At 61.8% G+C, this 22,728-nt stretch carries 21 protein-coding genes; 13 read left to right on the top strand and 8 right to left on the bottom strand.

What is annotated here, in order from left to right; translation table 11 throughout:
* The first annotated feature begins 405 nt into the window (after nt 1-405).
* On the top strand, nt 406-2,157 hold the full coding sequence (locus NMAG_RS00350; protein ID WP_004267057.1) for a BCCT family transporter: 1,752 nt from the start codon (nt 406-408) through the stop codon (nt 2,155-2,157).
* Nucleotides 2,158-2,313: 156 nt separating this feature from the next.
* On the opposite strand, the gene NMAG_RS00355 is transcribed toward NMAG_RS00350, so the two are convergent.
* Nucleotides 2,314-2,748: a universal stress protein gene (locus NMAG_RS00355; RefSeq protein ID WP_004267058.1), complete on the bottom strand. Its 435-nt coding sequence runs from the start codon at nt 2,746-2,748 to the stop codon at nt 2,314-2,316.
* A 171-nt stretch (nt 2,749-2,919) separates the two neighbouring features.
* On the opposite strand from NMAG_RS00355, the gene NMAG_RS00360 reads away from it, so the two are divergent.
* Nucleotides 2,920-3,828 carry an AEC family transporter gene (locus NMAG_RS00360; RefSeq protein ID WP_004267059.1) on the top strand — a complete coding sequence of 303 codons (909 nt, stop codon included), beginning with the start codon at nt 2,920-2,922 and terminating at the stop codon, nt 3,826-3,828.
* Nucleotides 3,829-3,897: 69 nt separating this feature from the next.
* Here the strand turns inward: NMAG_RS00360 and NMAG_RS00365 are convergent, their stop codons facing one another.
* Genes NMAG_RS00365 through NMAG_RS00375 form a run of 3 tightly spaced genes read right to left on the bottom strand, consistent with a single transcriptional unit; the run spans nt 3,898 to nt 6,210 of the window.
* Complete coding sequence (locus NMAG_RS00365; protein WP_004267060.1) at nt 3,898-4,854, bottom strand: hypothetical protein; 957 nt, start codon at nt 4,852-4,854, stop codon at nt 3,898-3,900.
* Between the two features lie 47 nt (nt 4,855-4,901).
* The gene (locus NMAG_RS00370; RefSeq protein WP_004267061.1) at nt 4,902-5,792 is read right to left on the bottom strand and encodes a CAP domain-containing protein; all 891 of its coding nucleotides are present in this window, start codon (nt 5,790-5,792) and stop codon (nt 4,902-4,904) included.
* Between the two features lie 46 nt (nt 5,793-5,838).
* A complete protein-coding gene (locus NMAG_RS00375; protein ID WP_004267062.1) occupies nt 5,839-6,210 on the bottom strand; it encodes a lycopene cyclase domain-containing protein in 372 nt (123 codons plus the stop codon).
* Nucleotides 6,211-6,314: 104 nt separating this feature from the next.
* On the opposite strand from NMAG_RS00375, the gene NMAG_RS00380 reads away from it, so the two are divergent.
* The 4 genes from NMAG_RS00380 to NMAG_RS00395 all read left to right on the top strand — a co-directional run bounded on the left by NMAG_RS00380 (nt 6,315) and on the right by NMAG_RS00395 (nt 10,790).
* Nucleotides 6,315-7,472: a CBS domain-containing protein gene (locus tag NMAG_RS00380; protein ID WP_004267063.1), complete on the top strand. Its 1,158-nt coding sequence runs from the start codon at nt 6,315-6,317 to the stop codon at nt 7,470-7,472.
* 200 nt (nt 7,473-7,672) lie between these two features.
* On the top strand, nt 7,673-8,881 hold the full coding sequence (locus tag NMAG_RS00385; RefSeq protein ID WP_004267064.1) for a S8 family peptidase: 1,209 nt from the start codon (nt 7,673-7,675) through the stop codon (nt 8,879-8,881).
* Nucleotides 8,882-9,012: 131 nt separating this feature from the next.
* Complete coding sequence (locus NMAG_RS00390) at nt 9,013-9,942, top strand: ABC transporter ATP-binding protein (RefSeq protein WP_004267065.1); 930 nt, start codon at nt 9,013-9,015, stop codon at nt 9,940-9,942.
* Nucleotides 9,939-10,790 (top strand): ABC transporter permease subunit, encoded by an 852-nt coding sequence (locus NMAG_RS00395; protein ID WP_004267066.1) that lies wholly within the window; start codon nt 9,939-9,941, stop codon nt 10,788-10,790. The genes NMAG_RS00390 and NMAG_RS00395 overlap by 4 nt, the downstream gene beginning before the upstream one ends.
* Nucleotides 10,791-10,816: 26 nt before the next feature.
* Here NMAG_RS00395 and NMAG_RS00400 read toward each other — a convergent pair whose 3' ends face one another.
* Nucleotides 10,817-12,067: a DUF418 domain-containing protein gene (locus NMAG_RS00400; protein WP_004267067.1), complete on the bottom strand. Its 1,251-nt coding sequence runs from the start codon at nt 12,065-12,067 to the stop codon at nt 10,817-10,819.
* Nucleotides 12,068-12,124: 57 nt separating this feature from the next.
* The gene (locus tag NMAG_RS00405; RefSeq protein ID WP_004267068.1) at nt 12,125-12,952 is read right to left on the bottom strand and encodes an AAA family ATPase; all 828 of its coding nucleotides are present in this window, start codon (nt 12,950-12,952) and stop codon (nt 12,125-12,127) included.
* A 113-nt stretch (nt 12,953-13,065) separates the two neighbouring features.
* On the opposite strand from NMAG_RS00405, the gene NMAG_RS00410 reads away from it, so the two are divergent.
* On the top strand, nt 13,066-13,851 hold the full coding sequence (locus NMAG_RS00410) for a hypothetical protein (protein ID WP_004267069.1): 786 nt from the start codon (nt 13,066-13,068) through the stop codon (nt 13,849-13,851).
* A 94-nt stretch (nt 13,852-13,945) separates the two neighbouring features.
* Here NMAG_RS00410 and NMAG_RS00415 read toward each other — a convergent pair whose 3' ends face one another.
* Both NMAG_RS00415 and NMAG_RS00420 read right to left on the bottom strand, forming a co-directional pair.
* Nucleotides 13,946-14,650 (bottom strand): phosphatase PAP2 family protein, encoded by a 705-nt coding sequence (locus NMAG_RS00415; RefSeq protein ID WP_004267070.1) that lies wholly within the window; start codon nt 14,648-14,650, stop codon nt 13,946-13,948.
* A gap of 90 nt (nt 14,651-14,740) precedes the next feature.
* Nucleotides 14,741-16,045 carry an ArgE/DapE family deacylase gene (locus tag NMAG_RS00420; protein ID WP_004267071.1) on the bottom strand — a complete coding sequence of 435 codons (1,305 nt, stop codon included), beginning with the start codon at nt 16,043-16,045 and terminating at the stop codon, nt 14,741-14,743.
* Nucleotides 16,046-16,346: 301 nt separating this feature from the next.
* Between NMAG_RS00420 and NMAG_RS00425 the strand changes: the two genes are divergently transcribed.
* The 6 genes from NMAG_RS00425 (at nt 16,347) to NMAG_RS00450 (ending at nt 22,697) form a co-directional block, all read left to right on the top strand.
* Complete coding sequence (locus tag NMAG_RS00425) at nt 16,347-17,489, top strand: ABC transporter substrate-binding protein (RefSeq protein ID WP_004267072.1); 1,143 nt, start codon at nt 16,347-16,349, stop codon at nt 17,487-17,489.
* A 24-nt stretch (nt 17,490-17,513) separates the two neighbouring features.
* A complete protein-coding gene (locus tag NMAG_RS00430; RefSeq protein ID WP_004267073.1) occupies nt 17,514-18,617 on the top strand; it encodes an ABC transporter ATP-binding protein in 1,104 nt (367 codons plus the stop codon).
* A gap of 3 nt (nt 18,618-18,620) precedes the next feature.
* Complete coding sequence (locus NMAG_RS00435) at nt 18,621-19,562, top strand: ABC transporter permease (RefSeq protein WP_004267074.1); 942 nt, start codon at nt 18,621-18,623, stop codon at nt 19,560-19,562.
* Nucleotides 19,559-20,377 carry an ABC transporter permease gene (locus NMAG_RS00440; RefSeq protein WP_004267075.1) on the top strand — a complete coding sequence of 273 codons (819 nt, stop codon included), beginning with the start codon at nt 19,559-19,561 and terminating at the stop codon, nt 20,375-20,377. Before NMAG_RS00435 ends, NMAG_RS00440 begins: the two co-directional genes overlap by 4 nt.
* A gap of 175 nt (nt 20,378-20,552) precedes the next feature.
* On the top strand, nt 20,553-21,689 hold the full coding sequence (locus NMAG_RS00445; protein WP_004267076.1) for an arginase family protein: 1,137 nt from the start codon (nt 20,553-20,555) through the stop codon (nt 21,687-21,689).
* A 135-nt stretch (nt 21,690-21,824) separates the two neighbouring features.
* Complete coding sequence (locus NMAG_RS00450; RefSeq protein WP_004267077.1) at nt 21,825-22,697, top strand: hypothetical protein; 873 nt, start codon at nt 21,825-21,827, stop codon at nt 22,695-22,697.
* Nucleotides 22,698-22,728 lie beyond the last annotated feature (31 nt).

Here is a 22,728-nt window from a genome sequence, read left to right on the forward strand (position 1 = left end):
GGCACCGCGTACACGTTACAGATATCCCTTCTCGAACCGTCGAAGCTACCGTCTCTTCCGTCAACAAGCAACGTCCGCAGCAGTGGCTACTCGGCGTGGTTGATGGACTCGAGTACAGGTCGGGGTACAGCTCCGAGTCTCGTCCCTGCGCTCTGGATCTGTCTTTGTCTCTGCCTCACGTGATCGGGCACGTGGAGCAAGCGCTCGCCTGCAGAGAGGGAGAACAGGGTCTGGCAAGCAGTGGCCTCATAACGGCGGCGATTGTGGAGGGGATGTATGTGTATCCCGGGTCCGGGTCAGATGAGCGTGAGCCGTGGACTGACTGTGGGTGTGTCCGTGGTCATGGTCGTGCTCGTGGCTGTAGCCGGTGTCGCTGGTGTGACTGAGAACACACTCGTGTAATTTATGGCTGATGATGAGTCCGGTGACGACGAGTGGGTGACGGACGGATTGTTCGAGGCGGATCCTGATATCGAACCTGGAGGGACGAACGTACAGATCGCCGGCGTAGATATCCAGCCGCAGGTCGTCATCACCTCGGCGGTGGTCATCCTCGCGTTCGTGTTCGGGACGTTACTCGCACCGGATCGGGCCGAACTGTTGTTCAACCAGGTTTCAGATGGCGTGAACGCGGCGTTCGACTGGGTCTACGTACTCGCGATCAACGTGTTCATCCTCGTCGTCCTCTACTTCGCGCTGAGCAAGTACGGGAAGATCAGAATCGGCGGCGTCGACGCTGACAAGGAGTTTAGCGACCTGTCGTGGTTCGCAATGTTGTTCAGCGCGGGGATGGGGATCGGCCTCGTGTTCTGGAGCGTCGGCGAGCCGCTCTTTCACTTCGCCGACCCGTTGTTCGGTACCGAGCCGGAGTCCGCTGCCAGCGCGGAGTCGGCAATCGCACTTACGTACTTCCACTGGGGGATTCACCCGTGGGCGGTCTACGCGCTCGTTGGTCTAGGGCTTGCGTTTTTCACGTTCAATCGAGGATTGCCGCTGACGTTCCGCTCGGTGTTCTGGCCGCTCCTCGGCGAGCGCATTTACGGCTGGTGGGGCCACGTTATCGACATCCTGACCGTGTTCGCGACGCTGTTCGGTATCGCGACGTCGCTCGGACTCGGTGCGTTGCAGATCAACGCAGGCCTGTCGTTCCTCGGCAGTGATGTTTTTGGTATTGCCGTTCCCGAAGGGGCGGGGCCACAGGTCGTCATTATCGGGATCATTACCGCCTTCGCGCTGGTTTCGGTCGGCCTCGGGTTGCAGGCAGGGATCCGCCGATTGAGTAACCTGAACGTCATTCTCATGACGTTCCTGATGCTGACCGTGTTGCTCACCGGACCAACGCTGTTCGTACTGGGGCTGTTCCCCCAGACGCTCGGGAACTATCTGTCGAGTCTTCCCGAACTGTCGCTGTGGACTGGCTCCTTCGACGGGGCCCCTTACGAAGGCTGGCAGGGCGACTGGACCATCTTCTACTGGGGTTGGTGGATCGCCTGGTCGCCGTTCGTCGGCATGTTCATTGCCCGAATTTCGCGCGGCCGGACCGTCCGTGAGTTCATCCTGGCGGTCCTGTTTCTCCCCTCGCTCTTCTCGTTCGTCTGGATGACCATCTTCGGCGGCACCTCGCTTCACTTCGAGCTGTTTACCGACCAGACGATCGTCGAGACGGTTCTCGAGGTCGGCGAGGAAGTTGCCATGTTCGAACTCTACACGCTGTTGCCCCTGACGGCCATCCTCTCTGCCGTGACCGTCTTGCTGGTGACCACCTTCTTCGTCACGTCCTCGGACTCCGGCTCGCTGGTACTCGCCCACATCACCTCCGGCGGACTCCACCAGGCCCCGCGAACCCAGCGTATCGGCTGGGCGCTCACCGAGGGCGTCATCGCTGCCGTCCTCCTCATCGGCGGCGGACTCGCTGCACTCCAGACTGCGGCGATCACTGCCGGCCTCCCGTTTGCACTCGTCTTGTTGGTGTTGTGTTACAGTCTCTGGAAAGGCCTTGGCGAGGAGTACGAGACACTCGAGTCCGAGGAGTTCGCGGAGGCGGTCGACGAGTTGGTTGAGAACCGGGACGTGGTAGTCGAGCGGGCGGGAACGGGGGTGGTGACGGAGATACAGGATGAGACGGATGAGGAGCCGGCTGTGGACGAACGAGCGTGATTCGGGGAGTAGTGGTAGTGATGTTCTGGAGTGCTGTACCGTGATGGGGGTGGGGTGCTGTACTGGAACGCTGTGACGCGATAGTGCGGTGTGGCCTGAACGCTGGAACGAGAGCGAGCCCACTGAGACTCTGCCCCCTCGAGTGTGAACTGTCTCTTATCCTCGATGCCGAATCGTCGTCACAGGTGCGTCGGCCGTCCGAACAACCTTCTCGGCCGTCGTTCCGGTGATGTAATCACCGAGTTCGGTTCGCCCTCTCGTTGCCATGACGATGCCGTCGATATCCTTCTCGTCGACGTAGTCCGTAATCTCCTGCGCGACACTCCCCGTCCGGACTGAGCCGACGGCAGAAAGGCCTTCCTCTGCCGCTTCGTCGACGACCTCGGTGACGACACGCTCGCCGTAGTCGCGGTACTCCTCGAGTTCGCCTGGATCGTGGCCGGCGCTGGTGAAGATGTAGTGAGCCTTCGTTTCGATCACGTAGAGTGCGTGTACGGTCGCATCGAACGCGTTCGCTATGCCAATCCCGTGGTACATTGCTCGTCTCGCCTGCTCGCTCCCGTCGGTCGGAATGAGTATCGAGTCGTACACGCTTTCTCAGGTATCCTACGACGGCCAGCCGCAAATAATCGGGGCCGACAGCGGACGTCTGTGGCTCAGCCGTAGCCATCACGAACTGGTTGACGCTGTCACACCGTCACAACGTGTCGCAGTATCGACCGGAACCGAACGGTAAAAACCCCCGAACCAACTGGGCGACGTATGGAGGTCCTCGGTCGGCTGCTGGCGCTGCTCGTCGTGTTGCTCCTCGGAGCGGGGCTCCGGATGAGTGGCGTTCTCGACGAGCGCCGAACCGGCCGACTCAACGCCGCTGCCTACTACGTTGCTCTCCCCGCACTCATCTTCGTCTCGACGTACAATCAGGCGGTTGGCTCGCTCCTTTCGCTCGAACTCGCTGTCGGCGTGACTGTCGTCCTGTTCTCGACGGCGGGGCTCGCCTGGCTTGTCCACCGCCACCGGTCGTCGCCAGCACGTCGGAGTGTCGCTATCGTCCAGTCGTACCACTCGAATCTCGGCTATCTCGGCCTGCCGCTCGTCGCGGCGACCTTTGGAGACGACGTAACGGGGATCGCAAGCGTCATTCTCGGCTTCGTCACACTGATGCAACTCCCGCTTACGATCGTCCTTCTCTCGACGATCAACGGCGCCAGTGCCGACATCGGTGCTGAACTGCGCGGCCTCGCGACGAACCCTGTTCTACTCTCGCTGCTCGTTGGCCTTGGCGTTGGGTCACTTGGCGTCACGGTACCGTCGGGGGCGGCAACCGGACTCGATGTGCTCGGCGCGCTGGCACTCCCGCTCGCATTGCTCTGTGTCGGTGCGTCGCTCCAACTCGAGACGCCCGCTATCGATTTTGGTGCAACCGGAACCGTCGTCGCACTCAAAATCTGCTGTATGCCGGTACTCGCCTGGGTCGTCTTCTCCGCGCTCGCCGTCGACGCCGCGACGCTCACCGCGACGGTCGTGATGCTCGGCACTCCCACTGCCGTCTCGACGTTCGTCTTCGCGAACTCACTCGGTGGCGACGAGGAGTTTGCCTCGCTGAACGTGTTCGTCACGACGCTCGCCTCAGTCGCCACGCTGTTCGTGTTGATTACGCTGGTCGGCTGAGCCTGACCCTGAGCCTGAGCCTGAGCCTGCGTTCCCGGACCGAGTCGAAAACCGACCACTGACCGACGACTATCGTGAGAAGAACTGCTTGAGTCGAGCGATGAATCCGCCCGACTCCGAGCCGTCGGCAGTTTCGCCCGCAGTTGTTTCCGTACTGGCCCCTCCGCTCTCACTTCCTGCCCCCGTCGCGCTGTCGACTGTTTCGGTTCCGGTTCCAGTCCCGGCCGAAGACGCTGTCGCGTCGATCGCGCCAGCGAGCGGCCCGGCATCGTCGGGGAGCGAGTCAGTAGGTGTCGTCGCTTGGCCATCCGCACTCGAGTTCCCATCCACACCACCAGTCTCCAGGTCGTCCAGCGAGAGGTCGACGTCGTCGATCTCGGGCGTCGACTCGCGGCCGGTGCCGGCTTCGGCGGCGCGGACGTCTGCGCCGGTAACGTCGCCGCTGTCGATCCGTGCGGCGAGTTCGCTGGCGGCATCGTCGACGTTCTGTCCCGGTTCGGAGTCCGTGGTGTTGCTGGCGCTGCCGGTGGGCGCGTCCGCCGAGTCGTCGTCAGTTGCTGCGTTGTCGGCCTCCGCGTCCGCTGATTCGTTCGAGGTCGTGTCGGGCGAATTGGTCTCGGATGGTGTGGCGGTACTCGAGTCGGGAGCGGACTCGTGGTCGTCCGACGTGTCGAGTTGTTCGCCAGCACGTTCAGTGGCTGGCTCGTCGCTGGTGCCACTTTGCTCGATTGTGCTCTCGGACGATGACTCGTCCGGGGCCTCGGAGGGAGGGCCCGAACCGTCGGCAGGGGCGTCGGAATCGGATCCACCACTGATGTCGATGCCGGAGTTCGTCGTCTCGCCGAGGGAGTCGAGGATATCGTCGACGCTCTCGTCGGAGACGACGCGCTGGGGACCACCGCTCGGCTGGAACGGATCGTCGGCGCTGGTGTCGTTGTCAGGACTGTCGCCAGTCTCGGCGTCGGAGTCACCAGCGGCCGACTCGTCCTCACCAGCCGAGTCGGACTGCACTCGATCGTCGCTCATTGTCCGACTCTGCTAATGCCGTGACCATAATCGTTCCCCTGCCGGTTTTACCACTCCAGACAGAAATTGTGCGACGCGTACACCGCGCCATCCTCAGCGATGTAGACGCCCACACCGCCACGGTCCCAGCCGAAATCACTGTGCTCCTCGAGGATCGCCTCGCGGTGCTCGGTCGAGTTCATCCACTGATTGACCAGCCCAGTCGCGAGTCCCTCCGCGGTCTGGTACTCGACTACTTCGTCCTGGCCGCTGGACTCGACGGGCCGATCGACCCACGTCATCGCGATGTTCTCGCCGTAGGCCCGACAGTAGTCGTCTACCTCGGAAAACCGATCGTACGGCCCATCGCCGTCGGGGTTCGTGTGCGCGAAGTAATCACGCTCGGCCATGTCGACGCTGTGGGCGCGTGACACCGAGGCAACTGTACCGTCCCACTCGAGTGGGTCGATGTCGTGGTCGGCTCGGCGCTCGTTGACTTCGGCGTGGACGAAGTCCTCGACGTCGTCTGAGGTGATGGTCTCGACGTCGGTTTCGTAGCTCGACTGACCGGGATCACCGGGGTCCGTGACGGCGGGGTTGCGCTCGCCGGCAGGTGGCGGTTCCGAACTGGGCGAGGGGCGGTCCCCGATGGAGTCAAAGTCCCCGATAGAGTCGAAGTCGTCGATGGAATCGAGGTCATCGATGACGACGGGTGCGAGGAGTGCCCCACCGGTGAGGAGCGCGGTCACGAGGAGTGCGATGACAAAGAGGCGAGTGAGTGTTCCGAGGATGGACCCGGCAGTCGAACTGGTCGTCTCGCCCTCGATGGAGTCGCTCGCGGTGGTCGCAGGCGAGCGATGAGACGGTTTGGCACCGTCGCCGCTCTCGCTTCCACCGTTCGAGTCGGCTGCGTCCGTGGACCACTCCGACTCACTCGTCGACTCGTCCCATCGATCCATTCACCTCGACTATCGAGAGCGAGTAATAAGACAGCCCGGATCGGTTTCACCCGGTGATACCTGCGCTCGTCTCGTCCGTCTCCGCCGTGTTTGTTGCCTGTCCGTCGGCTACAGCGCCACCATCACCGAAAATCGTCTCGTGGAACCCGATCACCAGTCCCGGCACGACCGCCATGAACAGGTGTTCCTCGAGTGGGATGCCGGCAATGTCGATCCCCGTCCGGAGTTTGATGTCGAAGACGCCAACGGCGAGGGTGTAGCGGTCCCAGAGGTAGGCAATCGGGTACAGTGCGAGGATTGTCACCGCAGCCTTCCGGAGCGCATTGGCCCGGTAGAGCAAGGCAGCGGCGATTGCTCCCCAGAACAGTTCGGTCGCGAGGTAGGTGTACCGTCCGAGAACGCCGATGTTTGGCACCATAATCGCGTGACATCACGACGGGACAAAACGGTTGCTTGCGTCCCCACCCGGCCAAAACGTGCGGTATGTTCAAAACCCTTGACGCAGTACACCCATTCGTAAGGATGAATATCGCTGATATCGCCAGCCAGGACTACATCGAGGTTGATGTCGGAACGCGGATGGGCAAAGTCCGTTCGACGTTCGAGGACGGCAACCCCAAGGGAATTATCGTTACGAACGACGGGGACTACGAGGGCGTCATCAGCGAGCGGGAGGTCCTCCAATCTCACGTCGAGGACGACGCGAAGGTCGCAGCACTCACGAAACCGAGTCGAAACACGCCTTCCCCGAAGGTCGACCGACAGGAAGACGTGCGAGAAACCGCACGCGTGCTTATCGAGGGCAACGCCAAGGTCGCACCGGTGTTCGAAAACGACGACCTCTGGGGTGTCATCACTGACGACGCGATTCTCGAGGCGGTACTCGAGAACCTGGACACGCTCACCGTCGAGGATATCTACACGTCCGACCCGGTGACGTTACAGGAGGACGACGGCATCGGCAAGGCGATCAACCACCTCCGTGAGCACGGCATCTCACGAATTCCGGTGTTGAACGACAACGGCTACCTCACCGGCGTGGTTACGACCCACGACATCGCGGACTTCGTCATCCGGAAGAATCACACGATGACGACGGGCGACCGGGTTGGCGATTCGCAGCGTCTGCTCGACGTGCCGATCTACGACATCATGAACAGCCCGGTCGTGACGACCACGCTCGACGCCACCGCGAAGGAGGCCGTCGAGCGGATGCTCGACCAGGACTACGCGGGACTGATGGTCACGCCAGAAGACGATGACCGGGTCGTCATCGGCGTCATCACCAAGACGGACATCCTCCGTGCACTCACGTTCACCGAGGAAGAGCGCATGGACGTCCAGATTACGAACATCTCGCTGCTCGACACGATTACTCGAGAAAGCATCGTCGAGAGCATCCAGGATGTCTCGGACAAGTACGCGGATATGCAGGTGTTCCATGCGCACGTCCGCTTCAAGGAGCACAAAGAGAAGCTCCGGGGGACGCCGCTGGTGCACTGTCAGATCCGGCTCCGAACGAACAAAGGCCAGGTCGCCGGCACGGGCGAGGGTTACGGTGCGGAGAACGCCTTCCGCGTTGCACTCGACAAACTCGAGCGCAACGTCCTCGAGGTCAAGGGCGTGACGAGCGACGAGGAGTACCGCGGGCAGCTGCTTCGGAAGCTGAACGAACTGTAAGTTCCCAACAGCTGCGTTATTCCTCTGCGTCGCTTCCTCGTCTTTTGCGTGTGATGACGGGTTTCACATCGCGGTGATGAATTCCGCGTAGTAGTGGCGAGCCACAGCCTGCTGATGGATTATATAACCGTAACTCACTTTCTCAGTAGTTGAACTCTCCAGGTGCCTATAATCATAACCGATAGCAAGTGTGGTGTGTCATGGCAGACAACACCACACGTCGAACGGTACTGGCTGGAACAGCGGCGGGGCTCGGACTACTCACGGTCGGAACGGTAGCGGCGGACGAAGAACAGGTGCGGTACGTCGTCACCGGTGGGAGCCCACAGCAACTCGAGCGCGAGGGGTTCACGGTCGTCCACGAAATCTCGGACGCGAACGTCTATCTCATCCTCGGTCCCGAGGATGCAGATCCGACGAGCGTCGACGGCGTCAACAGCGCTTTCGAGGACTTCACGTACGAACTCGACGTTGCCGACGAGCCAACCGAGGCGCCGACGGGTGAGCTCGAAGACGAACAGTGGGACAAAGACCTGATCAACGCGTTCGACGCGCACGATCACGCGACGGGTGCGGACACTCGTATCGGCATCATCGACACCGGCGTCCACGACGGCCATCCCGATCTGGGGAACGTCGATGTCGACGCCAGTCGGACGTTCATCGACTGGGAGGAGTCGGACCACACGGGCGACGTGCAGTACCACGGCACCCACGTCGCCGGCATCGCTGCAGCGACTGGTTCCGAAGGCGTGACCGGCGTTGCGCCGGATGCAGAGATTGTCTCACTCCGTGTCTTCCCGTCGGAAGGACCCCTCCTCGCCAGCGTTGGAGACACCCTCCTGGCGCTCGATCATGCCGCAGAACAGGGCCTCGATGTCGTGAATATGAGCATCGGCAGTGCGCCACAGCCGCCTGAAGAGAATCAGGAGGGGTATCGCATCGCTCGCCAGCAGGTCGTCCGAAGCGTCACCCAGCGGGGAACGTCCGTCGTCGTGAGCGCTGGCAACGACAGCCAGAACCTCCAGCAGGGCGGCTGGATCAGTCTCTGGGGAAGTATCCCCCGTGCGTCGTCCATCAGCGCGACCACGGAAGCCGACGAACTCGCAGACTTTTCGAACTACGGCGCGAACGAAATCTCGGTCGGTGCGCCTGGTGACATGATCCTCTCGACGTTCGACCCGGACAACGAGGCGCTTCCCGGTACCGAGTACGCGAGCGCATCCGGGACCTCCATGTCCGCCCCACAGGTCGCCGGCCTCGTCGGCCTCGTCCGCGAACTCGATCCGAACGCCAACGTAAATCAGGTCGAAAACGCGATCGAACGCGGTGCGACGGGCGACGGCCGCGACGATCCTGAGACCGGTGCCGGTCGCATCGACGCACTCGAGACGGTCGACCTCCTGTAACCGATCACCCTACCGCTGCGATCCGCGAACCGATCGGCCGCTCGCTTCTTTCGTGTTCTTCTGGGATTCCTACCGCACAGACCTGACAGCCGAACACAAAGTCTATTAGCGATGGCTGTGGCCTCTGCTGTATGGCCGCCATCGAACTGCGCGGCGTCACGAAACGCTACGAGCGGCGCGGCCTCCTTCGTAGCAACTCCGTGACTGCCCTCCACGACGTCGACCTGGCCGTCGAAGACGGCGAGATATTCGGCTTTCTCGGCCCCAACGGGGCCGGCAAGTCGACCGCGATTGACATCATGCTCGACTACGTCCAGCCGACCAGCGGTGCCGTCCGCGTGCTCGGCCACGACGTCCAGACCAACAGCGTCGCCATCCGGGAACGGACCGGCGTCCTCCCCGACGGCTACGACGCCGTCGGGGAGCGCACCGGCCGCGAACACGTCGAACTCGCCATCGAGGCCAAGGGCACCAACGACGACCCCGAGGACCTCTTGGAACGCGTCGACATGCTCGGCCCCGACAGCTACCCCGTCGAGCAGTACTCGAAGGGGATGGCCCAGCGACTCATGCTCGCGATGGCCCTCGTCGGCAACCCCGACCTGCTCATCCTCGACGAACCCTCGACCGGCCTCGACCCCAACGGCGCACGCACCATGCGCCGCATCGTCCGCGAGGAGAACGACCGCGGCGCGACCGTCTTCTTCTCGAGTCACATCTTAGAACAGGTCGAGGCCGTCTGCGACCGCGTTGGCATCCTCGACGGCGGCGAACTCGTCACCGTCGACAGCATCGACCGCCTGCGCGAAACGATCGGCGGGACTGCACGGGTGACACTCGAGTGCTCGCAGGTTCCGGACGGTGCCCCTGATCGCATTGCTGCGATCGATGGCGTCGCCTCGGTGGAGACGAACGGGACGAAGATTCAGGTGGCCTGTGCGAATCGTGCGAAGGCACCCGTCATCGCGGCGTGTCACGACTCGGCGACGGTGACGAACGTGTCGACGACGGAGCCGTCGCTAGAGGATCTCTTCGCGACGGTGACCGGAGGTGGCGCATGAGTCAGCCGGGATTCCTCGAGCGACTGCTGCTATTCGCCCGCGAGGACATTCGGGATTCGGTTCGCGAGCGCCAGGCGCACCTCCTGATCGCCATTTTCGCGCTCGTCGGTGGCGGACTCGCCTACGCCGCGGGCCAGCAGGTCCAGCGCTGGGCGAATCGGGAAGGGGAGTTCGTCGTCGAACTAATGCCACAACTGCTCGGCCCGCTCATGTTTCTCGTCCCGCTGGTTGCGCTCGGCGTGGTCGCGCCGGCAATCGTCGAGAAGCGCTCGACGGGGGCGCTGACGGTGTTGCTTAGCCTGCCGTTCTCGCGATGGGTGGTCGTTCTGGGAACGCTTATCGGCCGAGTGGTCGTCATCACGACGTCAGCGCTGGCCGCGATCGTGATCGCAATTCCGATCGCCGCGCTGTTCGGCGTCTCGGTCGATCCCACGCAGGTGGCTGCAGGTGTCTTCGCGATTGTCCTCCTCACGGTGACGTTTACCGCAATTTCGGTGTCGATTTCGGCGGTCTCACAAACGTCGACGCGGGCGTCGTTTGCCGCCATTTTCGCGTACGTCCTCTTCGTATTCCAGCTCTGGTCGATCATCCCGGTCTACGTCCTCTCGGGCTTCCAGATGCCCGAGACGACCCCTGGCTGGGGAGAGGTGCTCAGCGCGTTGAATCCGATGGCCGCGTTCAGTAACCTGCTCGCGGCGATTCCGGAACTGGCTGATATCGGACTTCACGGAACCGCGGAGAATCCGGCGATCTACGAACAGCCGGCTGTCGCACTCCTCATCTTGCTCGCGTGGATCGTGGTGCCGATCGGTGCGAGCTACCTGCGATTCCGGACGACCGACCTCTGATCTGTCGGGTTCGACCGGTTTCTGCACTACCCGTCGCTTTGCTCCGCTGTGTCCGATCCAGCACGGGACTCCCGAAGCGGCGGTTTCGACTTGTACGTCAGCGCCCGCCAGAGCCACTCCATCGGCCCGTACCGGAAGTACCGCAGCCACAGCACCGACAGCGGCACCTGCACCGCCCAGATGGCGACGACAATGGCGAGCAGTTCGACCCGCGTGACCGCGCCGAACAGGCCGAGGCCGTGGCCGTAGAAGATGGACGTGGCGAGCACCGTCTGCAGGAGGTAGTTACTGAACGCGGTGCGGCCGACGGCGGCGAACGACCGGGTTGCGAGGCCGTCGGGTCGCCACTGACAGAACCACATCACGAGTGCGAGGTAGGCAGCAGCGAGCGGGAGGCTGCCCCAGTAGTTGAACTGCCGCCAGAGGAGCGCGCCCTCGACGCCCCAGTCGTGGGCGTGGATGTAGGCGACGCCAGCCAGGATCACGACAAGGCCACTGACCGCGCCGACGGCTGCCAGCCGGGCGTAGAATCGTGCGGACCGCTCGTTCGTCAGCACGCCCCACTTGAACAGCGCCATCCCGAGGAGCATCACGCCACCGACGCGCCAGGCGGTGTAGCCGACAAAGTCAGTGGTTTGGCGGCGGAACGACGTCGACGCACGGTGGTCGAACTGCTCAATCCAGCCGCTTCTGTAGGTCTCGACTTCAGCGCGGAGAACTGACTCGGCCGGCCGCCACGTATCCGCGACCGTGCTTGGGTCTGCCGTCAGCGCCGCCAGTATCTCGAGAAGCGACGGCACTGCGATGAGCCCGATTCCGATTGCTGACAGGGTTCGGGCCGGAAGGTCTCGGAGGACGAGGACACCGAACGCGCACGCGCCGTACGCCACGAGGATGTCGCCGTACCACAGCAAGTAGGCGTGGGCGAGTCCGAACAGCACGAGCCAGCCGAAGCGACGCGCCGACAGCACGGTCGCAGCGTGCTCCGTCGATTTCGACCGGACACTCTGCGTGAACAGGCTGATGCCGGCTCCGAACAGCAAGGTGAACAGCGTGATGAACTTCTGCTGGGCGAAAACGTGCGTGCCGAACCAGGCCCAGTAGTTCCAACCGGTGAACTCGCCGTGCACCGTCGGATTCGACAGCGTCGCCTCTGGCATCGCAAACAGCCAGATGTTGACGAGCAAAATCCCAAGCAAGGCAACCCCGCGCAGCGCATCGAGGGCGACAATCCGTTCCGAGGGCGGTGTCGGTCCGTCCTCGGCGCGTTCACTCATCGCTCATCTCTTTTCGTCTCACGACAAAAGCGGTGTGTCTTCGCGTCGCGTGGTTCGCTATCGCGACGCCGGCTCCGCCCCACCTTCGACACCCGAATCCGTAATCCGGAACTGCGAACTCTCACCCACCGGCTTCGACCGGTGCTTCTCGAGTGTCGCTCGTCGCTTGCCACCCCGGAACCGATCCAGTCGGAGCACGACACCGGTCCAGTGCTCGAGGGTGTTGCCACCGAGTGCGCGCGTGCGATCCGATTCGGGGTCCGAAAACACCTGATTCGTGAGGACGACCGCCAGATCGTACTTGCGCGCGAGCGAGAGCAGGTGTGTCACCTGCCGGGTAACACTTCGCAGCGCCTCGCCGTCGTTGCCCTCACCAGTCCGTTCGAGTCTGTAGAAGCCGGTCGCGCTGTCGAGGACGATCAGATCCGCGCGCTCGGCGAACTCCTCGGCGTCGCGGACGGCCTCTGCTTGCTCTTCGAAGTCGAGTGCGTCCTCGATGACGATTCGCGAGGCGACGGTTTCGACGTCCGGCGTGGGATCGGTGTCGCTTGAGTCTAGGTCGGACTCGAGTGTCCCGGGCCCGGGCCCGGGCCCGCCGTCTCTCGCGACGGGGGTGTCACTGTCGGTGGCAGTGTCCGTGCCGGCCCCAGTGTTGCCGACGCGTGCGGTGAGCAACTGATCGAATCGGTCGACGGAGACGCCCTCGGTGTCGATGTAGACGACGGTCCCGCCCTCCACAGCGGTTTCGACGGCGGCTGAGAGCGCGAGATTCGTCTTGCCCGCGGCTGGCGGACCGTACAGTTGTGTCACGGTCCCGCGTTCGAATCCCCCACCGAGTAACTCGTCGACCGGTCCACAACCGGTCGGAAGTGCCGCGTCGTTCACGGCCGTAGTTGGGTCTGTCCGGGCAAAAAGCCCCCGAAAACCGACCGTCGCGTGTTGACTGGCTGGCCGAATCGGTCGAACACGTTTATTCACATCCACAGCGAAGACTGCGTGTGATCGTCGTCGCGACAGCGGATTTCGAAGTCTATCACGGCGTCGTCAACGAACTCCGGGACCGTGGCACCGAGTTCACGACCGTCGAACTGGGCGCTGCACTGCCAGAACAGACGGCCGTGGTCATCACGGACGCAGCCGCTGCTGGCGAGTTTGAGGGCCACCAGACCATCGTCGCCGACCCAGAGGACTCTCGCCGCGCGGTCGACCAGGCGCTGACCGCGATGCGAGGGTCGGGCGGACGAATCATCGTCGGTGTCGACCCGGGCCGGAAACCCGGCATCGCCGTCCTCGACGGCGAAATGGTCGTTGCCGCGTTTCAGGTACCGATCGCCGACGCCGTCGACGTCATCCAGCAGGAGGTAAGCGACGCACCCGACCCCGTCGTCCGGATCGGTGACGGGGCGCGCCTCCAGAGTTCGAAACTCGTCAACGAACTCGAGGACGTCCGGGTCGAACTCGTCGACGAAACGGGGACGACGCCGTATCTTGGCACCGGCGGCCGCGGCATGGAGGACGTGCTGGCCGCGGTGAACATCGCCCGACTCGAGGGTGAGGTGGTTGACGCGCGTGACATCGAGCCGACGGCTGGCGAGTTGCAGGTCATCAAGGACCGCTCGCGCGAACAGAGTCGAACGAATCGGGCAATCGACGACGTGCTCGCGCGTCGAGTTGCAGCGGGTGAGTTGACAATTGCGGAGGCGCTGGCCGAGCACCGGACTGGGGATGTGAACTCGGACAGTTCAGATGGGTCAGACGAGCAGACCGGCCAGGAGAGGACGTGACTGTTGAGGAGTCGGCAACCGATACGGATAGGGCTTCGTCAGGAACAGCGGACGGTACTCGAGAGCAAGCGTAGCAGAGACGGTTTGCTCGAGATCACTGCGTAATCGAGGTCCAGATGTCTTGGACACGCGGCTGCGTGCTCACCCACCAGGCCCCAGCGCCGCCGACACAGCCGGCGAAGGCGAGCCAGCCGTCCGTCTCGCCGCCGGTGATGAGGAGCGCGACCGTTCCGAGACCGACCGCGCCGGCGAACATGGTCGCTGGCTGTTCGTTCGTGAGCCGTGCAGCGAGATACAGGTAGCCGAGTCCGAACACCACCGAGGCCAGTACGTCGACGAGGAAGTGGACGCCGAGTGCGAGCCGCGAGAACGCGACGAGTCCGATGATGCTGGCTGCGGCGATTGTTCGCCTCTGGGCCGTCGATCGGCGGCTCCAGATCGCGAGCGCGCCCCAGAGGACTGTCGCGGCCATCGTGTGTCCGCTCGGAAACCCGTCGCTCTCGCGGGGGACCGCCTGCAGCGATTCGGGTGGGCGGGGGGAGCCAAACGCTGTCTTGAGCACCAGTGTGAGCGCGAGGCCACCAAGGACGACCGCCAGGACGAACGCGGTTCGATCCGGGAGCAGTTGGTTGGTGTCATTGGTACTGGTGGCCTGATAGGCTCCTGCGAGTGCGAACAGGCCGAGCACGCCGACGACGACGAACTCGTCGCCAAACAGTGCCGTCACCTCGAAGATGGGGACGGTCCACTCTGGGAGTGTGTTGCGTACGAGTTCGGTCACGCCGAGATTTCGGCTCATGGGTGGCGTGTGGGTGCTCGAACTGCCTGCGTCTCGTCTCGCTGGTGTCGCTGGACCATCGTCGTGTCCGTCGATACGAGCGCCGTGACGTTAATTCTTCGAACGTGACCCTTCAGGTTCGTGGCTGGTACGGGCCGTGTTGGTCGGTGTGTCCTCCCCCAGAATAGCTGCAAGCGTGTCTACGAGGACATCTTTGCTCTGTTCAACAGCGTCCCACTGAATGGACTCGTTCGGGAAGTGTGCATTGTCGATCGACCCCGGCCCAAAGAGAACGGTTGGTATCGATGCAGCCTGATAGTGTCTCGAATCCGCGCCGTACGTCGCGCCTTTTGGCGCGGTATCTGCGAGGCCGTTCTGTTCCATTCCCGCTTGCAAGTGACGGACGATCGGCTCATCGTGGGACACAGACGCCGGTTCGAACTGGACTGAAAACCGTTCGAGTGATGGGGGATGTGCTTCGAGCCAGTCGTCTCCGTCGACGACAGCGTCAATCCGGTCGCGGACGGCCGACTCTACCTCTGTGACTGTTTCCCCGGGTGCGACACCGACCCGTATCTCAGCGGTGAGCGTCGCCGGAACTGAGGAGGCCCACGAACCAGCCTGAACTGTTCCAACTGAGATCGGCCACGGTGTCTCAAACCGCTCGTAGAGTGGATGTGTAACGGTGAGAGAGCGCTCCGTCTCCAGTTCTCGAAGCGCTGTTCGAATTCGCTCGAAGTGCGGCAGTACTGATTCCCCACGCCACCGTGTCGCCGCGTGAGCAGATTTCCCCTCGAGTTCCAGCCGGAGCATCACCGAGCCCTCGACTGCTGTGACCAACTCTAGCTCTGTTGGTTCCGCAACGATTGCTGCATCTCGCTCAAACGGATACGGGTTCGATAGTGCGGCCATTGCTGCACCGATTCCGCCCTCCTCTTCGCCGACGACGCTCTCGACGACAAGACGCCCATTCAGTTCGTCGCTGTCTGTGTTTTGTGCAGCAAGTTCTTTTGCAGCGAAGAGACAGGCGCTCAGGCCGGCTTTCATGTCTGCAGCGCCACGGGCAATCAGCTTCTCGCCGTCCCACGTTGGCGTGAACGGGTCAGTATCCCACTGTGCTTCCTCAGCAGGGACGACATCGACGTGGCCGTTGAGAACGATCGTTTGGCCTTCATCAGGATCCCCGAATTCAACAACGCCAGCCACCGATGGCCGGTCTGCGGTCTCTATTGTGGCCGGATCTGATGGAAACGATGGATGGTTCGCAAGCAGCTCCGGATCTGCCGTCCACTCATAGGTTTCGAACCCAACTGCATCTAACTGGTTACGAATCCACCGCTGTGCTGGTTGTTCGTTGCCGGACTCTGTACGGAATGATAGGAGTTTCTCGGTGAATGATTTGAATTGGCTTCCCATGGTTTGTCTGCTATTCTATGTGCGGGTGGTTATCAACTCTGTTATGACCTGCCCTCACGACCCACGTTGCGTCCTATCATCGGTCTCTCTCACTGGTGTGGTGACTTCAGCCGCCAGTCCCTCTATACACACTGTCTGTGCTATTTCGCTGCTCAACGGACGGTGATGGCAAGTCACGTAGTGTTCAATTGGGCAACCCATTCTCGGATGGAGTCCTATTGAGTGTAATATGTTAAGATTAAACATGATTGTTAGTGGCTCTCTCCGGTGGGTTTATATACCATGGATTGGACTCACAAGCATGGCATATGATGGCAATCACGCAAGCCGTCGGTCCGTTCTCGGGGCCGTCGGCGGCGCGGGCGCAGCAGCCCTCGCTGGGTGTCTTGGAGGCGGCGACGATATCGAATACGTTCGCCCAATCGAGATCGAGTCGTTCCCCGTCGAGGAGTACGAGTCCGAAGTAAACGTCTGGAACTGGTACACGGACTGGGTCGATTGGCATACTGATGAGTTTCAGGAGAGCTACGAGGGAATCGATCGGGTATACTCGCAGGCGTACTCCGGACCCAGCGAATGGTACTCTCGATTAGAGGCTGGTAACGACGAAATCGACAACATCTGTGCAACAAACGAGTGGGTTGTCCGGGCGATGGACAACGACTACCTGGAGCCACTCCCTGTCGAGCAGATGGAGGCCTGGGACGTCCTCGATCCGCTTGCAAGAGAGGACGCAGAAGAATACTACGGCAGAGACGGCGAGGTCTATGCAATTCCCGAGTCGATCGTGATGCAGCCATCTCTGACGTACAATACCGAGTATTTCAGCAGTCCCCCGGATTCGTGGGGTGTGCTGTGGGATGAGGATCTCGCCGGAATGATGTTCATGGAGGACTGGCCGGAAGTGTCCTGTCGTATTGCAGCACTGTACACTGGCCAGGATCCAAACGACCCCGACGACTTCGAGGAGATCGAAGAAGTGCTCATGCAACAGCGTGACCTCAACGTCACGTACTGGAACGAGTTCTCGTCTGCGATGGAGATGTTCATCGACGAAGAGGTCGTCGTCGGGCCGCTGCGTGATGGCCGAACGTGGATGGCACAGTTCCTCAACGACGCACCGATCGATTACGCGGTCCCAGAGGAGGGTATGATGTACACGTACGACAACTTCGTCATTCCAACCGGTGCGCCAAACCCCCGTGCAAGTGCTGCATGGATCGAACACGGCGGCCAGATCCCTTCACGTGTCCAGTTGTTCGCAGAGATGGGATATGTTCCACCGATCGAGAATCTCGAGGACGAACTCACAGAGGTTGTCTCCGAGGAGGAAGCCGCGTTTGCTGACTGGCTCGACCCTGACGAACTAATCTTTGTTGAACCGCTCGATGAAGAGACGCTCGACCGGTACGACGAGATCTGGACGACCGTCGTCGCTGGCTAACTACTACGCTACGCTTTTGCACTCATGTCCGTTTTACAAGTCGAAAACGTTCGGAAAGAATACGATGATGTATTGGCTGTCGAGGATGCTTCGTTCACGGTCGAAGACGGGGAGTTCGTCTCCATTCTGGGTCCGAGTGGCTCAGGAAAGTCGACGATGTTACGAATGGTTGCCGGATTCGAGTCCCCGACGAGTGGGGACATTCGAATCAACGGTGAGAACGTCGTTGGCGTGCCGTCGTTCGAACGAGACACCAACATGGTGTTCCAGAACCTGGCGCTGTTCCCACACCTGACGGTGGCTGAAAATATCGCGTTCGGTCTCAAACGCCGCGGTGTTGGCCGCGAAGAGCGGGAAAAGCGAATCGAAGATATCCTCGAAGTGGTCGAACTCAGCGGCTACGGTGACAGAGACATCGATCAGATGAGCGGTGGTGAGCAACAACGAATTGCCCTTGCGCGGGCGATCGTCAACGAGCCCTCTATTATCCTCCTCGACGAGCCGCTTGCCTCGCTCGACCGAAAGCTTCGCCAGCACATGAAGTTCGAACTGCAGCGGATCCAGGAGGAGACCGGCATCACCTTCCTCTATGTCACCCACGATCAGGAGGTTGCGATGTCGATCTCCGATCGGATGGTGATCCTGAACGAGGGCCAAATCGAGCAGAAAGGCTCGGTCCAGGATATCTACGACCGGCCTGAGACACGGTTCGTTGCCCAGTTTATGGGCGATCTCAACTCCGTCACGGGAACCGTCGTCGATCAGACTGCGGATACAATCGAATTCGAGATCGGCGATACGTCCGCTACAGTCCCGTACGACGACGGGACCACCGTTGCTGCTGGTGACACGATCGATATCGGTATCAGACCATCACATGCTGATCTCGTTCCTCCCAGCACCGGCGGTATCATGTCGGGAACAGTGACGAACCATATCTATGCCGGAGACGAGATGGTGTATACTGTCGATATCGGCCAGGAAGTGTTCCAGGTCGAAACTGAAGCAGACAGCTTCGAAACTGGAGATACCGTTGCACTCTCCTGGGATGCTGAGCAGACGTTCTTGTTCAACGATGGACAGAACGTCTCCGTACGAGACGAGCAAGCCGTCCAACTCGAGGGATAGATCGTGTCGACACCGACTCCTGACTCAGGCTCGACTGCCGGCGGCGTTCGACAGCGAAGTCGACAGTACCTCAGACAGATCCTGGATGCGTTCCGAGATCGACCTCGTGCACGCCTTCTCGTTCTCGTCGGCATTCCAGCGTTTGTACTGCTGTTGTTCTTCATCTTGCCGCTGGCGTACATGGTCTGGCTGTCGTTCCACGACGGCATGCCACCCGCATCGCTCACGCTCGAGAATTACCTGAACGTCGTTACGACAGACCTCTACTTGCGGGTTGTCTGGCGAACGACGGTGCTAACGGTCCAGACGACGGCGCTCGTCGTTATCCTCGGGTACACGCTTGCCTACAGTATGGCTCGGTTCTCGAAGCGGACGACACTGCTGTTGTTGTTGGTCATCCTCCCCTTCTGGACGAATTACATCGTCCGGATGTACGCGCTGATCAACATCTTCAGCCGGGACGGCCTGCTCGACTGGATGCAGATCGTCACTGGTCTTGCACAGGATCCAAGCGGGATCATGTACACCCACACAGCGGTCTTGCTCGGCCTGACGTACGTCTGGCTCCCGCTTGCCACGCTGCCGTTCTACGCGTCGCTGACAAACATGGACGACAACCTGATCGAGGCTGCGAAGGATCTCGGCGCAGGACCGATAGAGACGTTCTTCACGGTGACGCTTCCCATGACGAAAAACGGCGTCATCGGTGGGATCATTCTCGTCGCAATCCCCACGTTCGGTGCGTTCGTCACTCCGACGTTGCTCGGGGGGACTGACCAGTTGATGATCGGAATGGTGATCGAGAATCAGTTCACCGAAGCGTTCAACTGGCCGTTCGGCTCGGCGCTGAGTGTTATCGTCTCCGCGTTCGTCGTGTTGATGCTACTCGTCGCCGTGAAGTTCGGTGCCAGCGATGTCGTCACCCGACGGAGTGATACCCAATGATTCCGAGTACGATCGAGCGGTTTGTCGACCGACGCGGCCGTGCGATTGGCCTCGGTCTTATGTGGGCAGTCATTGCGCTGCTCTGGATTCCCATCGGCATTGTCACGCTGATGTCGTTCGCAGCCGACCGCGCGCTTGCGTTCCCACCAGACGAATTTACCCTTCGCTGGTACCGTGAGTTCTTACAAAACGACGCCGCGATCGATGCGGTCTTCACGTCGTTACAGGTGAGCGTCATCGCGACGCTGATTACCGTCGTCCTCGCGACGATTCTCTCGTACGCGATTGCGAAGTACGAGTTCCCCGGCAAGGGCGTAATCCAGCTGATCGTGACACTTCCGATCATCGTCCCGCTGGTCGTCGTCGGTGTGGCGATGGTGCTGTTCTTCGGCGTCATCAACGTCGGCACTGGCTTCTGGAGTGTCGTCATCGCACACGTCGTGCGGACGATTCCGTTCGCCGCACTGATCATTATTCCAACGATGCTCCGGTTCGACGAGACGCTGGAGGAAGCCGCGAAGGACCTCGGGGCAGACGAACTCGACGTCTTCGTCAACGTCCGGCTTCCCAATATCCTGCCCGGCATTGTGGCAGGCGGGTTGCTCGCGTTTACGATTTCGTTCAACGAGTTCGTCTACACCTACTTCGTTCGGGATACACGAACGGAGACGCTGCCAATCTACCTGTGGAACCAGATCCGGTTCGAAGCGTCCCCAGAAGTGAACGTGATCAGTGTCGTCTTCTTGCTCGTTGCAGTCGGGATGATTCTGCTGGCACTGGCGATTACGAACGTCCAGCGCATTACGATGCGCTGACCGCCGCCGTTTTCCGTTTCCGTTCTGTACCCCTTCCTCAGCAGCGATTCTGTGGCATGTGAACCACCACTCACTACACGCCCAGATATTTGAATAGCAGTCAACTACCTAACTCGATCTGGGACTGACCGGTATTATCATAGTGGTTGCTATTCTCACTCGTACTATACTCTCTATGAGCAACGATACGTCGCTGTCAGTCTACTGGCACCCGCGAACGTTCGATCACGCCCCTCCGGACGGCGCCTTCAAACTCCCGTCGATGCCGTTCCTTGCGTCCGATGAACCGCATCCGGATCAACCCGAACGGGCGAAGAATATCAAGCGAATCATCGAGTCGACGTTTGGGGATGCCGTGTTCACGACTGCGGACCCTGCACCGGAGGATGCGATCGAGCGCGTCCACGATTCGGAGTACGTCTCCTGGCTCAAGAAGTTCGCCGAGGACGGCGGCGGGTACATCGACGGCACTACCACCGCCATGAGTGATGCCACCTTCGAGGCAGCACAGCATGCCACCGGTGCAGCCCTCGCTGCAACGGACGACGCACTTGCTGCGGACTCCCAGACGGTCCCGTACGCGCTCGCCAGGCCGAGCGGCCACCACGCCCAGAGCGACCGGGCCGACGGCTTTTGTTTCCTGAACCACGCTGCGATCGCAGCCCAGCACGCACTCGATACTGATCCGGCTGTCGATCGGGTCGCAATCGTCGACTGGGACGTCCATCACGGTAACGGCACGCAGGAAATCTTCGAAGACCGCGACGATGTGCTCTTTCTGAGCATTCACAACGACCACGGTGCCTGGGATCCGACGTACCATCCACAGACCGGCGGCCTCGAGGAGGTCGGCGTCGGCGACGGCGAGGGGTACACGGTCAACGCACCGGTTCCGCCGGGTACCGGCGACGAGGGCTACGAACGTGTGTTCGACCGCCTCGTCGAACCCATCGTTTCCGAGTACGATCCAGACCTGCTCGTCTACAGCGCCGGGCAAGACCCCGGCCCATCCGATCCGCTCGGCCGAAACCTCATCTCGCGTGATGGCTTCCGGATGCTCGGCTCGCGCGCCGCGGAACTCGCCTCGACGGTGACCGACGGCCACTACCTCATTCTGCAGGAGGGCGGCTACCAGATCAGCCACCTGGCGTTTGCGACACTGGGGGTACTCGAGGGCGCGACCGGCGAGACACACGACCTGCCCGAGTATGGTGAGGGTGATCCCTACGCGTGGCTCGACGAGAACACGGAGCCGCTCGTCGATGCACTCGAGGAGATCCGTGAGGCACACGGCGAGTACTGGCCCGTCTAAGTCGACGGCGGCTGTGTCGACGATTCTGCGAACGTGACAGGCTACCCTGCCGTTTATCGTTCCGGCGGCGGTAGCATCGGGTGATTCTGCGCTGTCCATTTGGACGTGGTCTGTGCTGTCCGGGTGGATACAGCGATGAAGGTCTCGCGTGACATGGCTCCCGCACTCACTCACTTCCTCGCCGGCGCGACGCTCGTCCTCCTCGCAGCGGGACCGCTTGCGCTCCGTGGCTATCTCACGCGCCGCCATCTCTGGCTGGTCGTCTTCGGCGGGCTCTGGGGGATGTTTCCGGACATTCACTACGTGACGCCCGTGTTCCAGTCCGAACTGACGGCCATGCACGACTCTCGCTGGGCCGACCTCTTTGCCTTCCACTACACGCTCGACCAGCCGCCGTTCGACACGCGTGACCTCCTGAGCATCGCCGCCTCGGTCGTGACCTTCGTCATCGCCGTCGCCGTGTTCACCGCTGCAACCGCCGTCGGCGACCGTAATAGCCACGGCCGACCGCCGCGGTACGGCCTGCTGGCCCGAACGCTCGTCTTCGGCTACGCCGCTGGGATCGTGGGTCTCCTCGGGGCACTCGTCGTTGGTGGGGCCCTCGTCTGGACGGGGCGACTCGAGTTGGTCGCCGAACTGGTCGGCCGTGAGAGTACGGCCGCGGGCTGGCTGGTCCTCATTGGCGGGTGTGTGGTGGCGAGTGCTGGGTTCGCGGGTGGTGTCTCGGTGCTCAACAGGCGCTGGCACGTGCTGCGGCCGGGGCCGTCGCTGGTGCTTGGCGTCTGGTATGGACTCGGTGTCTGGCTCGTGGGTGTCGCGTTCGCGGTCCCGATCTGGATGCGCGTCGTGCTGGATCTCTCCCGGCCGGTGCCGTACCTGCACGTGTTTGGGCTGGTCGTTCTGGGTAGCTTTGGCGCGGTGATCGGGTTTGCCTATCCGCTCGTCTGGCGGTTCATCGGGCCGCCGGTTGCGGATCTGGGGTCCTCAAAGCGGGTGTCGGAGCAGTGATCGATCAGATTGGGGGTTGGCTACTCGTCGG

The organism is Natrialba magadii ATCC 43099 (genome assembly GCF_000025625.1).
Taxonomy (GTDB): domain Archaea; phylum Halobacteriota; class Halobacteria; order Halobacteriales; family Natrialbaceae; genus Natrialba; species Natrialba magadii.

Bases quoted from the DNA above. Each gene is read 5' to 3' on its own strand.
- NMAG_RS00350 (WP_004267057.1), top strand. From the start codon at position 406: ATGGCTGATGATGAGTCCGGTGACGACGAGTGGGTGACGGACGGATTG.
- NMAG_RS00360 (WP_004267059.1), top strand. From the start codon at position 2,920: ATGGAGGTCCTCGGTCGGCTGCTGGCGCTGCTCGTCGTGTTGCTCCTC.
- NMAG_RS00365 (WP_004267060.1), bottom strand. From the start codon at position 4,854: ATGAGCGACGATCGAGTGCAGTCCGACTCGGCTGGTGAGGACGAGTCG.
- NMAG_RS00370 (WP_004267061.1), bottom strand. From the start codon at position 5,792: ATGGATCGATGGGACGAGTCGACGAGTGAGTCGGAGTGGTCCACGGAC.
- NMAG_RS00375 (WP_004267062.1), bottom strand. From the start codon at position 6,210: ATGGTGCCAAACATCGGCGTTCTCGGACGGTACACCTACCTCGCGACC.
- NMAG_RS00380 (WP_004267063.1), top strand. From the start codon at position 6,315: ATGAATATCGCTGATATCGCCAGCCAGGACTACATCGAGGTTGATGTC.
- NMAG_RS00385 (WP_004267064.1), top strand. From the start codon at position 7,673: ATGGCAGACAACACCACACGTCGAACGGTACTGGCTGGAACAGCGGCG.
- NMAG_RS00390 (WP_004267065.1), top strand. From the start codon at position 9,013: ATGGCCGCCATCGAACTGCGCGGCGTCACGAAACGCTACGAGCGGCGC.
- NMAG_RS00395 (WP_004267066.1), top strand. From the start codon at position 9,939: ATGAGTCAGCCGGGATTCCTCGAGCGACTGCTGCTATTCGCCCGCGAG.
- NMAG_RS00400 (WP_004267067.1), bottom strand. From the start codon at position 12,067: ATGAGTGAACGCGCCGAGGACGGACCGACACCGCCCTCGGAACGGATT.
- NMAG_RS00415 (WP_004267070.1), bottom strand. From the start codon at position 14,650: ATGAGCCGAAATCTCGGCGTGACCGAACTCGTACGCAACACACTCCCA.
- NMAG_RS00420 (WP_004267071.1), bottom strand. From the start codon at position 16,045: ATGGGAAGCCAATTCAAATCATTCACCGAGAAACTCCTATCATTCCGT.
- NMAG_RS00425 (WP_004267072.1), top strand. From the start codon at position 16,347: ATGGCATATGATGGCAATCACGCAAGCCGTCGGTCCGTTCTCGGGGCC.
- NMAG_RS00430 (WP_004267073.1), top strand. From the start codon at position 17,514: ATGTCCGTTTTACAAGTCGAAAACGTTCGGAAAGAATACGATGATGTA.
- NMAG_RS00440 (WP_004267075.1), top strand. From the start codon at position 19,559: ATGATTCCGAGTACGATCGAGCGGTTTGTCGACCGACGCGGCCGTGCG.
- NMAG_RS00445 (WP_004267076.1), top strand. From the start codon at position 20,553: ATGAGCAACGATACGTCGCTGTCAGTCTACTGGCACCCGCGAACGTTC.
- NMAG_RS00450 (WP_004267077.1), top strand. From the start codon at position 21,825: ATGAAGGTCTCGCGTGACATGGCTCCCGCACTCACTCACTTCCTCGCC.